Here is a 12,353-nt window from a genome sequence, read left to right on the forward strand (position 1 = left end):
TTTGGTAGTTACCTACAATAAAAGGCAAAAAGTTAAAACCCTGAACTTACAACTCCCCAAACACCTCATCCAGATCCAATTCAAAACCAGGAAGAGCCTGTGACCTTACCCGATCCCCAAAAGTAAACAGCCGGGAAGGGCGGTATTTTCCGGCTTCCAGGGTATAGATCAGTAGGGTACGCTCGTCGGGATGAACCACCCAGTATTCCTTCACACCGGAGGTTTCGTACACTTCGTATTTTAATTGAATCTCTTTCTTGTTATTTCCCGGAGAGAGGATCTCAACGATCAGGTCCGGGGCTCCCATGCAGCCCAGTTCATCCAGTTTCTCCGGATCACAGACCACACAAAGATCCGGCTGCACCACGGTGTCAATATCCTCGTGTCGCCTTGATACTACCGGAAGCCGCACATCGAAGGGTGCCGGATATACTTTGCAAGTTTTTTCTTTCAAAAATTCATAAAACCTGTTAGCCAATATCATCGAGACTTCCTGGTGAATCCGCCTTGGGGCGGCGGCGGCCTGCCGGAAGACCTTTCCCTTGATCAGCTCCACCATCTCATCCAACTGCCAGGAGAGGTAATCCGCATAGGAATAGTGTCCATAACCGGCAATGGGTTCTTTGACGTTATCTTGGGGCTTTTCCATAGTTGCTATACCAATTGAGAACTGTTTCTAAAGATAAAAAGATTTGGGCAAATCCGCCAGAAGTAAAAACCTGACAATTCGGAATCGGCGTTGCAACTACCGAACAGCCCGATTCATCGCATCATCGAACCATCACCTGATCAAACAAACGGTTCGGTTCTGCTTTCCGAAACCTATTCACCGTGTGTTACTTTTGGCAATTACGGGGATTACAAATCCCCTGTATCTGTACCACGGAATTACAAATTCCGAGGAGCTGGGCTGTCCTACATTTTAGTGTCGAACGGCAGATGTACAATGCAGCCCCATAAAAGTGCTTCGTTAATACATGCCATCTTACCATGACATGATCAGACCATGTAATAGACAGGCTTAGGCACACAAGACAAGGTATTCAACCATCACTGGATGTTCCTTGTAATCAACGTTGACGCCCTGTGTAAAATACCTGAGAAAAACGTCGTACCTGCCAAAGGGTAAAAAATCAAACCCGGTGCAACTTATACGGATACACCCCATCGGCATTCCACTGGCAAACATACAGGTTTTTGTCCCGGTCCAGGCAAACATCGTGGCAATGCCGGAATACCGGCTGATCCTGTAGCATAAGTGTCAATTTTCCGTTTTCATATTGTGGTTCCGTACCTCCCGGATTGGAGATTACCCGGTTTTCCTTGTCCAGAATGGTCACAAATCCCCTGTTCAGTTGCATGTTATAATTGCCCTCCGTCATGCCAAAGCAGACCCCGGAATACAGGTTTTCTCCGTCCAGCACCGGCCGGCTGATAAAGGCTCCCGGCAGGTAATGTTCTTCCAAATACTCCCCGGAAAGGGTAAATCGTTTGAAGGTATTTTTGATGCGGGCAGAAACCAGTAGCGTAGGATCACCGGGACTGCGGTAGTCGATGGCCACTCCGTGCGCCTGTTTGAATTTATCGGGCTGCAGAAAACTGTCGCCTCCAAATTTCCGGATAAATTTTCCCCCCGCGTCGAATTGCAAAATGAATTGCGCCCCGTAACCATCCGCCACGTAGATGTCACCGTTTGGACCGATGGCCGTTTCCGTTGGCCGGTAGGGTAGTTTTTCATCGTAGGCACCAATGGTGGCGGGATGAGGTAGTTCCAGTAGCACCCGGCCGTCCAGGCTGCATTTGACCACCTTTCCCTGGCCGGTGTCTGTGATGAATAAAAATTGTTCCCCTCCTTCATCGGACAGGGTCAATCCATGGGCACCCGGAAAATCCAAGGTCCAGCTATCCACTAACCTTCCCGAAGGCTCGTAGATCAGGATGTTGTTTTGAGGATGATCGGTAAGGAGGATCAACCGGTTTTTCTGATCCTGCACCATCTCGTGACAGTTTTTGACCGGAAAGCGGCTGGACTCCGCCTGGCTCCATTTTTTTTCTACCCGATACCGGAAATCGCCATGGCCTAATACTTCCTCCTCCAGTTTGGGACGGCTGGGCAGGATATGAAACAGGGGTAGCCCCGATGCCATCAACGTGGTGCTTCCTGCGATTGATTGCTGAATGAATTTTCTTCGGCTGCGCATTGTATGTTGGTTTAGGCCAGGATATCATTTACCACCTGGCCGTGAACGTCCGTCAGCCGGAAGCGCCTGCCCTGGTGTTTGAAGGTAAGTTTCTCGTGGTCGATACCCAGCAGGTGAAGCAGAGTGGCCTGAAAATCATGCACGTGAACGGGGTTTTGGGCTACGTTATAGCTGAATTCGTCCGTTTCTCCATAGACCATGCCTTTTTTTACCCCGGCTCCGGCCATCCACATGGTAAAACATCCCGGATGGTGGTCCCGTCCGTAATTGTCGGCCGTCAGCCTGCCCTGGGAAAAGCTGGTGCGTCCGAACTCTCCTCCCCAGACCACCAGGGTGTCTTCCAGCAGCCCTCGCTGTTTCAGATCCTGGATTAGGCCCGCCGTAGCCTGATCGGTGCTGAGTGCCTGCCTTTTGATGCCTTTTGGTAAATTGCCGTGCTGATCCCAGCCCATGTGGTACAATTGAATAAATTTTACGTCCCGCTCAGCCAGCCTTCTGGCCTGTAGGCAATTGGAGGCATAGGTGCCGGGGGTCCGGGCATCTTCTCCGTACAATTCGTAGATGTAATCCGGTTCGTTGGAGGTGTCCACCGCATCCGGAACGGAGTTCTGCATTTTGTAGGCCATTTCGTATTGGCTGATTTTGGATTGGATTTCCGGGTCTTGCCAGATATCAAATTGCTGCTCGTTCAACTGCCGGATATGGTCCAGGGCCCGTCGCCGGTCATGGTCCTGTACGCCGTGGGGATTGTTGAGGTACAGCACCGGGTCTTTGCCCGATCGGAATTGGATGCCCTGATGGTGGGAAGGCAGGAATCCATTGCTCCAGGCAGTGGAATTCAGCGGTTGGGCGCCCGAACTCTTGGATAGCAGTACCACAAAGTTGGGCAGGTTTTCGTTGTCGCTGCCGAGCCCGTAGCTCAGCCAGGAGCCGATGGAGGGTCGACCGCTTAGCTGAGAGCCCGTCTGCATAAACATGACGGCGGGTTCGTGGTTGATGGCTTCGGTAATCATGGATTTGACGATGCAGAGCTCGTCCACCACCTGTGATGTGTAGGGAAACAAGTCGCTTACCCAAGCTCCGGATTGTCCGTATTGCTTGAAATCATAGATCGACTTCACCAGGGGAAAGGTGGATTGATCGGCCACCATACCCGAATTTCGCTGGGTGCCCTGCACGGAAGGGGGGATTTCCTTCCCGTGCCATTTGGCCAGGGAGGGCTTATAGTCAAAAGTTTCCAGCTGCGAGGGTCCACCGGATTGAAAAAGGTAGATCACGCGTTTTGCTTTGGCGGGAAAATGGGTTCCATTCAAAATGCCTCCCAGTCCCGGATCTCCCAGGCTTCCACCCAAGGCTCCCGTTTGTCCCAAGAGGCTGGAAAGGGCGATGGATCCAAAGCCCAGGGAGGCTTTTTTTAAGAATCCCCTTCTGCTTTCTCCAAATTCGGTATGATCGTATCGACTCATTTTCTTCGTGTTTATCTAATGGTATATCCGTCGCTGGTATTCATGATGCCGTTGATCACGGCAGCCAGGGCTGCCACCTGAACGGGATCCTGGTTCGGTTTGGTAGGATGACTCCCCGTGCTTAAATAGGCCAGTGCCTCATTTTTATTTCGGGAAAACCGGTCGGTCTCCTCGGTATAAAACTGGTGTAAAATCTCTTTTTCTTTGGGGTTCGGCTGTCTGCCGGTACTCAATTGGAAGGCGTTTTCAAGACGCTGTTCCGGCTCGTATGTTTCAATCAGCCTTTCTGCCGTCACCCGGGCAGCTTCCACAAATTGGGAATCATTCAGCAGCACCAGGGCTTGCAGGGGGGTACTGGTTTCGGTGCGTTTTACTTTGCATTCTGCCCGGTCCCCTACATCAAATATCATCATGGAAGGGGGACCGGAGGTTCTTTTCCAAATGGTGTAAAGGCTCCTGCGGTACAGTCCTTCTCCGGGTTCCTGCAGGTAGCGGTAGCGCCAGGACTTGGTGCTGATTTCGTCCCATAGCCCTTCCGGTTGGTAGGGGTAAGCACTTTCACCGCCGATTTTGGGGGCCAAAAGCCCGCTTATGGCCAGGGCATTGTCCCGGATCATCTCTGCCGTCATGCGAAAGCTGGGGCCCCGGGCCAACAAAACGTTTTCCGGATCTTTCTCCTGCAATTCGGGACGGGTTTTGGAAGATTGCCGGTAAGTGGCCGACATCGCTATCAACTTGTGTATTTTTTTGATGTCCCAGCCGGATTCGCGAAAGGTCACCGCCAGCCAGTCCAACAGCTCGGGATGGCTGGGCAAGCTGCCCTGGTTGCCAAAATCATCCGAGGTTTTTACCAGTCCTTTGCCAAAATGCATCTGCCAGAGGCGGTTGACAAATACCCGTGCGGTCAGTGGGTTTTTTGGTTCTATCAGCCATTGGGCCAGGCCAAGCCGGTTTTGCGGGTAATCGGAGGATTCGTCGTGCAAGACCGCCTCCGGAACGTTGGGGTAGACCTGTTCGGTAGGGGCACTGTACAGGCCCCGGTCCAGGATATAAGTGGGTCTGGGTTCCGGCAGGTCGCCCATCACCATGATTTCAGGGATGTCGTTGGTGTGCGACGCCCGTTGCTTTCGGTTTTCCCGAACCTGTTTTTGCAACGTTTTGGCCTGCTCGTTGGTAGAATTAAAAACATGCTGACGGATCAGTTCCCGCTCGGAGGTATTTTGCGGGTTTTCGATCAGGTTTTTTGTTTTTACCGGGTCGTTGGCAAATTGTACTTCCAGCGCGGTCAGCTCCCGCTTGTAAATTTTCAACTCGTCCAGGCCTCCGTTGAGAAAGGTTTTCATCTTGTCCCGCACACCCAGTACAAAGCCTCTAAAGCCATAGGTATGGATATCCGGTTCAAACAGGATGGACTTGTAAATGTGATCTGCTTCCACTTCTACCGGCACTTTTTCTCCATTCAGGTAAATGCCGATACCGGAAGCCTTTCCCATGCCATCGTAGGTAATATTGATATTGGACCATTCTTTTGGCGGGATGGGATCCCGGGTTTTTACCTGCAGGGCATTGGTGGGCCAGCTGTAGGCCATGATGAAATTGAGGCGGTTGTCTTCCAGAAACAGCGAGTACCCTTTCAGCCCCAGCCGGATATCTTCGCAGTGGGTAAACAAGACGGCTTCTTTGTAAAGGGTATCAGGAAAGACGGCGAGGGAAACGGAAAAGGGATCCGTTTGGTCAAACCAGCCTACTTTTTCGGGAAGGGAAAGGGTAGTAAAATCGTTGATAAAGACGCCCTTACCGCGTACTCCTTCGGCAATATCGGGTTCGCGTATGAGTGCCGGCCCCGGGTTTCCTGACCAGCCCGGATTTTTAAAGGACTTGCTATCCGGCTGTGGTATCAATTGGTCAAAATCGTAGGAAGCCACCAGGCCCTGGGTTTGCAGCTGCGTCAGACCCGCATGCAAAGATACTGGGCTGGGCTGCCTGGCAGTCGGGTCCGTTTCAGCCAATTCCTGTAGCTCGGATTCCGTGGTGCGAATTTGCTCGTCCAGGTAGTCCAAAAGTTTATCTTGCTCCTCATTGGTTAGCAGCAGGGAAGGACCGGGTACCTGTCCCGGGCCGTAGACGGCTGTTCCCAGTTCGTTGGTGCTATTGAAATAGGCGGAAAACTCGAAATAATCCTTCTGGCTGATGGGATCGTATTTGTGGTCGTGGCACCGGGCGCACTCCATGCTCAGCCCCAGTATGGCTTTCCCAACGGTATTGGTGCGGTCAGCCACGTACTCGGAACGGTACTCTTCAAAGACGATGCCTGCTTCTGAGTTTCGTTTATGCAGCCGGTTAAAGGCGGTAGCGAGTATGCTCTCCTGGCTGGGATTTTCGATCAGGTCTCCGGCAATTTGCCAGGTAATAAATTGATCGTAGGGCATGTTTTGGTTAAAAGCTTCGATCACCCAATCGCGGTAGGGGCTGAAATCCCGGTGTTTGTCATCCAGGTAGCCGTCTGAATCTGCATAGCGGGCCACGTCCATCCAGTCGGCCGCCATGCGTTCCCCGTAGGCTGGGGAGGCAAGCAGCCGGTCCACCAGTTTTTCATAGGCATCTTCGGAAGTATCCGAAACGAACTGCCGGATTTCCTCCAGGCTGGGGGGAAGCCCGGTCAGGTCAAAACTCAGGCGACGGATCAACATCTCTTTACTTGCCTCAGGAGCGGCTTGCAAGCCGGAGGCCTGCAGCTTTTCGGCCACAAAAGCGTCGATTTCATTCCGTGCCCAATCATTGGTTTCGAGGTTTGGCTGCTCCGCTATTTCTGGTGGGATAAAGGACCAGTGGGGTTTGTATTCGGCACCCTGCTCGACCCATTTGGTGAGGATGGCAATTTCCTCCGTGCTGAGGCTGAGGTTGGAATCCGGTGGAGGCATAACCAGTTCCTTGTCCTCCGATAAGATACGGTTTACCAGCTCGCTTTTACCGGGTTTTCCGGGCACGATGGCATGATTACCCGTGTTGCTTTTTAGTGCGGCAAAGGCAAATTCCTCCCGGTCTAGCCGGAGGTCGGCTTCCTGATTGGCTGCGTCCGGGCCATGACAGGCAAAGCATTTGTCGGAAAGGATGGGCTTCACGTGGTAATTGAAGTCGATGGCCTCCGGTAGCTCCTTATATACCTCCTGGATTTTCTCCGGCGTTTCCCAGCCGCAGCCGACCCAGCCCAGGGGCAAGGCGATGAGCGGCAAAAGATGTTTGAAGCGGCGACTTTTCATGGCTATTGGGAATTTTACTGGTTTTTTGACTTTTGGGTATTTTCCAAATATACTTGGAAAAATCCGGGCAATGCAAGGCAAAAAACCGTTTTGTTAACTGTTAAAGTTATTGATTATCTTTAAGAAATAAAAGAAAAGTACGGGATGGAGAAGGCTGTTTTTCTCCCACCGGGGATCCGGATGGCTACCATACCGATTACGGATTTATGGCCAAATTTCCGGGCCCCAACCAGAATACCGTTTACCTATTCGGTGGACTTTGGGATACCTGAGCGACGCAAAGCCTTAAAAATTTCACCGATGCGGCACTGCGGCAATCCATTGAAGCTGAAATCGCCAAGCGATTGGGGGAAGTACCTCCGTATTTTGAAGTGCTGTTTGAAGTATCCGGAATTGACCGAACCGAGCTCAGCACCCAATTGATTCATGTATTTCCACTGGAAGAACCGGCTTCTTTCTGGGTGGATCCGGGGGGTGACATCCTAAACCGTTGAGGTCTTTGGGACCTCGATAGTTTTTTTGGTGTACGTTCTGCGGAGAGACCTTCGGGGTTAGGGAAACCCCAAAGGTCAGGATCTGTTTTTCTAAGCAAAGTGTAACTATAAAAATAAATTCAAGAAATCTTTGTTAAATATATTTTATTTTCTATGTTTGTAGAGATAACTCTAAAAATATAGAAAATGAACCTTTCAAATGCCGAAGAACAACTTATGAATTTGATATGGGAAAAAGACAGGGCGTTTATGAAGGATATACTCGCCTCCTACCCGGAGCCCAAACCTGCCAGCACAACCGTTGCTACCTTACTCAAAAGATTGCAGGAAAAAGGGGCCATACGCTTTGAGGTATTTGGCAACTCCCGGGCTTACTTTCCCCTGGTAGACAAGAATGACTATTTTTCTAAAAAAGTGAATACCATGATCAAAAAATTTTTCAATGATTCACCGGCCCAATTTGCTTCGTTTTTTACAACAGAGACAGCATTGGACACAAAAGAACTGGAGGAACTAAAAAAAATTATTGAGGAACAACTTAAATCCCAAAAGCCATGATCACATTAATCCTAAAGGCTACGATTGCTTTGCTTATCTTTTATGCTTTTTATCGACTTTTTTTGATGAAGGAGCGCATGTTTGGCTTCAACCGTTTTTTCCTGATTTTTGCGCTCTGTTTTTCCCTGATGGTGCCTTTTCTTCAGGTAAACTTTAGCTTTCACATCGGAGAGGATTTATTTCCGGAAAAGGTGCCTGCTGCATTCAGCAGTGAAATAAGTTCAGGAAACGATACCTCCCCACCGCAAAGTTGGCAACAAGGTAGAGTGGAAGCTCCCCTTCCTGCACAATCGGATACTGTTGTCCCCTGGAATACCCTATTAATGGGGATTTATTTGTCTGGTCTTTTCTTTTTTTTAGTCCGGTTTATTATTCAGTTGGAACAGCTAATGCGGATGATTCGCAATAATCTTACCCTGAAAGCAAATGATTGTACCTACGTATTATTGAGGGAAAATACCCTGCCTTTTACCTTTTTACATTTTCTATTTGTCGATAAAGCATCATTCCAGTATAAGACCATAGAAAAAGAGATTTTATTTCATGAATTGACCCATATTCGGCAGCGGCACAGTTGGGACATATTGTTTGTGGAGGTGCTAAAAGTTGTCTTTTGGTTTAACCCGGTTTTTTTGCTTTACAAAAAAGCGATGCAGCTGAATCATGAATTTCTGGCCGATGCAGCTGTAATTACCAAATTCCGTAACAAAGCTGCCTACCAGTGGCTTTTATTCCATAAGATTTCAGGGAACGAGGCTGCTTTATCGATCAGTAGTCCGTTCAATTTCTCCGCCACCAAAAGAAGGTTAATCATGATGGGCCATTCCAGCGCCTACCTTAAGACCATGATGTTCAAATCAATCAGTGTTATTTTGGCGGGATTCCTGATGGTTTTTTTGTCCTCCGGCCAAAGCTCCTTTGAAAGGACCCAACAAAACCATACAGCAAATGATTATGAGCAAATCCTTGCCAGCGCATTCAAGGAAGGAAATCCCTTTGAATTGGAATTGAATAAACTGGACCTTCCGGCCCTTCGAAGTGCTTACCTCTCCATGGATGAGCAGGAGAAACAGAAAAGTACATCATTTCCCTTTTTTGATGCCCTGGCATTTGAGAAACTGGAAGCCTTGCAGCATGCCTATCCGGAAGTGAAAACGAGTATTTATTTTGAAAGGCCACCCGATAAAAAGAATATTCAGGATGATGTTTTTGACCGATGGAAAAACACCAAGAATATTTCATTCACCATTGATGATAGGGAAATAAAAGAAACCGATTTGAATGATTATCAGCCGGCAGACTTCGCCCTGTTTTCGGTACGCGAAACGGAAGAGAAAGGCTTTTTGAAGAAGGCTGCTTACCAGGTCACTTTATTGACCCATGAATATTATAATGAGAAATATTATAAATCCAGGAAAATAGTCCATTCCATTGAAGCGGAATATCCGAACGATTTCAGGGTTCGGGTAGATTATTGGTTAAAGCAAGCTGCTAAAATGGAAGAAAAATTTTCCAGTTTCATACCGTCAAATTTTGAAGCCTCAATTTTCCATCATTTACGGTTAATAGATTATACCCAGGAAGACATAGAGAACATGAACCGTAAAAAGAATGATAGCGACAATACCTTCCCGGTTTTAATTTTTAGTAATGCGGGGAAAAAGGTAAGCAGGACATTTTTGCCTGGCATTTAATTAAAAAAGTTGAATGAAGATTTCTTTTGGAGGAGGTTTGGTTGAAGTGCCAATAGCCGTTAAGGTCTTCGAGACCTCGACGGTTTTTTTGTGCAGGCCCCTGCTATCTTCACTGATGTAAACAAATAAGAAATGGGACAAGGCCATTTGCAATGGCTAAAACCAGCCGCAAATAAAGACGATATTCATTTCTTGTACGGTCTCATTGTGCCCGCATTACAAATACCTGACACCGGTAAAGCGAAAGATTTAAGGGATGTAGTTTTAAACCATATCCTGGTAACCTTTTCCGGTAGTTTGATGTCTAAAATCTCATTTTCCCAGCCCTGAAGGGGCATAATACTATAGCGATGGGTGCAGCCCATTGCAGAAAGAGAAATCGGTCCCTACAAGCCCTGTAGGGGCGGAATATTTTCGTTTATCTGAAAAAGCCCATAGGGGACAAGCAATTTTAACGCACAGAACAGTCCCTTCCTTGATGAGGAATATATCTCGCCCTTTCAGGGCTTAGCATTACGGGATCCACCATGCGATCACAGGGCTTCACCCTGCGTTTGGATGTTTCGCCCCTTCAGGGCTTGGTTTTTTTCGTGTACGGTTTGCGAAAAGACGGGGTTGGGAAAACCCCAAAGGTCAATGCCTTTCCATATTCCCCTTACCAGGAAATATCCATTCGGACAAAACCCATTTCATCCTCCAGATTTTCGAAGAGCCACAGCTTACCGTCTTTGGCAAAATAAAAAGGAGGATACTTGTTCATTGAGATAAGTCGCCCTTCACTAAGCAGATTGAAATCTTTGTCCAAAACGGTCAGGAAGACAGTTGCCCCACTGGTTTCCCGCATAAAGCGCCCTTCAGGAATGGGTTTCGAGTCATCAAACTCCATCTGGAAAGCCAGGCGATAGTATACCTGCTTTTTTTCGTCCCAAACCGGAGCGGCAAAGTTGATATCAGATTGGATTTTCTCGTGAATGACACGCATTTCGTTTTGACTACTCACCTCTGCCGGATAATCTCCGCTCTTTTCCGGAGGGAGGAGTTCGCTGGCATAGCTTACCAGGCGGAATTCTTCAGCCTCTGGATCCAGTACATAAAGCTCATGTCCTACCCCGGTTCCAAAAATAAGCTTTCCATTTTCTACCTTTCCAAACCGGTAGGTGCCCAGCCCCATTCTCATTTCCCCGTCATTGAGCATGATTTCAAATTTGGCCGCTTTCTCAATTTCAGGCGCAGGAAAGGTTGTCACTTGGTTTTCTTCCCGGTCAATGACCACCAGTTTTGCCGTTTTCTTTTCCCAATTGGTCACCATTCCGGCAAAGCGATGCCCTTCACTGCTGATGCTCAAGGGAACCTGAATGTAATCGCCTTCTTCCATTTCTCCGGAACCCTCTCCCAATTTGCCCAGATCAAATTGCTCCATTTTTTTACCCTGATCGTTTACGATATTGTCCTGACCGTAACTGCAAAATAAAAACCGATCGTCACCAATTATCTCCAGGTTGCGGAAGTTGGCTCCCAGTCCGTTCGGCCCCTCTTTGTCCAGGGTGATTTTGTGGACAAATTTCAGTTCGTCAAGGTCGATTTTCTCTATGGTATATTCCTGGTAATTGAAGTTATAGAGGTATTTTTTATCCGGGCTCAGTTTGGCCTGCCCAAGGCCCCAATTCAAAAAAAGGATCTCTTCGCCCGGATGGATCATAACCGTGTCCAGTTGGACGTCAAATTCCTGGCCAGATCCGGATTCATTGCCAGAAGATTGGCAGGAAGCGAGGGCCAGAAACAGGCCCAAAATTAAGGAGTTTTTCATCGGTAGTTAAATTTGAGACTAAAAAATTAGCCGATAAATTTTAAATTTCCTAAGAAATTAAAAGATTTTTTAATCATCTCCGGACTTTTTAGTAAAGGTAAGTAGCAGCTTGTTGCTCTCATCCCTTAGCTCCAGCGTATCCCCCTCCACCAGGTAGTACCGCACCTGTTCCAAATAGGCGAAAAAGAAATTTTCGGCTTGCATTTCGTCCTGACAGTATTTTTGGGTCCTGCCAATCTTTCCCAGTTCCAGTCCATTTCCGGTTTTAAGCTCATATACGCCGAAAAAGTTATTACAGCCTCCAAACCCGTGCAGGCGGCTACTTTCTTCCTCCAGAAAAACAAAGATCTCCCCGGCATTCCAGTCTTCATCCGGAAATTTCTCCATATCGGTGAGCACCCATTTGGCATCCAGCAAGGGGTGGTTAGTTTTGGCCACTACCTTTTTCAACACATAGTTGGCTGCCAACGCTCCGGTAATCCGGTTGCCTTCACTGTCCAGGTGAAAAAGTTGATTTTCCCCGACCAGGTACTGGTTTGGGGCATCATCAACCCCGGATAGTGAGATGGTGTTGCCAGCTGGATTCCACTCAAAGCGGCCTTCTTGCCGGAATTTTTCCTCGCTTTTTCCCAGATAGCGGGTGGTTCTCACGTATTTCCCCTCGCGGTCCAGGCTGATGGAGGTAGCGATCCCTTCGCAGTCAGCGCAGGGAAGGGTGCCTTCGTAGGTTCCTTCCCAATCCAGGGCATTTTCACTGGTATCTCCCACAGGCAGGGATTGCTGGGTTTTACAACCACTGAGGATACATATAAAACAAAAAACCGAAAGTACAGAAAGCAATGTTTTCATTGGTTTTGAATAGGTTTCAGCCAA

Annotated in this window: 9 protein-coding genes; 3 read left to right on the forward strand and 6 right to left on the reverse strand. The window is 48.3% G+C overall.

Translation table 11 applies throughout. The features are described from left to right. Positions 1-46 precede the first annotated feature (46 nt). The 4 genes from GL182_RS01375 to GL182_RS01390 form a co-directional block, all read right to left on the reverse strand. Entirely contained in the window at positions 47-649 is a 603-nt protein-coding gene (locus GL182_RS01375) for a Uma2 family endonuclease (RefSeq protein WP_163377775.1), read from the reverse strand. Positions 650-1,133: 484 nt separating this feature from the next. Continuing rightward, a complete protein-coding gene (locus tag GL182_RS01380) occupies positions 1,134-2,201 on the reverse strand; it encodes a 6-bladed beta-propeller (RefSeq protein ID WP_163377776.1) in 1,068 nt (355 codons plus the stop codon). 11 nt (positions 2,202-2,212) lie between these two features. Beyond that, positions 2,213-3,667, reverse strand: a complete 1,455-nt coding sequence (locus GL182_RS01385; RefSeq protein ID WP_163377777.1) for a DUF1501 domain-containing protein — start codon at positions 3,665-3,667, stop codon at positions 2,213-2,215. Positions 3,668-3,678: 11 nt separating this feature from the next. Then, entirely contained in the window at positions 3,679-6,927 is a 3,249-nt protein-coding gene (locus tag GL182_RS01390) for a DUF1553 domain-containing protein (protein ID WP_163377778.1), read from the reverse strand. A 344-nt stretch (positions 6,928-7,271) separates the two neighbouring features. On the opposite strand from GL182_RS01390, the gene GL182_RS01395 reads away from it, so the two are divergent. From GL182_RS01395 to GL182_RS01405, 3 genes are all read left to right on the forward strand, one after another. Then, positions 7,272-7,421, forward strand: coding sequence for a hypothetical protein (locus GL182_RS01395; RefSeq protein ID WP_163377779.1), 150 nt, complete (start codon positions 7,272-7,274; stop codon positions 7,419-7,421). Between the two features lie 186 nt (positions 7,422-7,607). Continuing rightward, complete coding sequence (locus GL182_RS01400) at positions 7,608-7,979, forward strand: BlaI/MecI/CopY family transcriptional regulator (protein ID WP_163377780.1); 372 nt, start codon at positions 7,608-7,610, stop codon at positions 7,977-7,979. Then, on the forward strand, positions 7,976-9,673 hold the full coding sequence (locus tag GL182_RS01405; RefSeq protein WP_163377781.1) for a M56 family metallopeptidase: 1,698 nt from the start codon (positions 7,976-7,978) through the stop codon (positions 9,671-9,673). Before GL182_RS01400 ends, GL182_RS01405 begins: the two co-directional genes overlap by 4 nt. A gap of 655 nt (positions 9,674-10,328) precedes the next feature. Here the strand turns inward: GL182_RS01405 and GL182_RS01410 are convergent. Both GL182_RS01410 and GL182_RS01415 read right to left on the reverse strand, forming a co-directional pair. Next, positions 10,329-11,480, reverse strand: a complete 1,152-nt coding sequence (locus tag GL182_RS01410; RefSeq protein ID WP_163377782.1) for a DUF4221 family protein — start codon at positions 11,478-11,480, stop codon at positions 10,329-10,331. A 69-nt stretch (positions 11,481-11,549) separates the two neighbouring features. Continuing rightward, complete coding sequence (locus GL182_RS01415; RefSeq protein WP_163377783.1) at positions 11,550-12,329, reverse strand: copper resistance protein NlpE N-terminal domain-containing protein; 780 nt, start codon at positions 12,327-12,329, stop codon at positions 11,550-11,552. Between the last annotated feature and the right edge of the window lie 24 nt (positions 12,330-12,353).

Source organism: Cyclobacterium sp. SYSU L10401, assembly GCF_010993705.1.
GTDB lineage: Bacteria > Bacteroidota > Bacteroidia > Cytophagales > Cyclobacteriaceae > Cyclobacterium.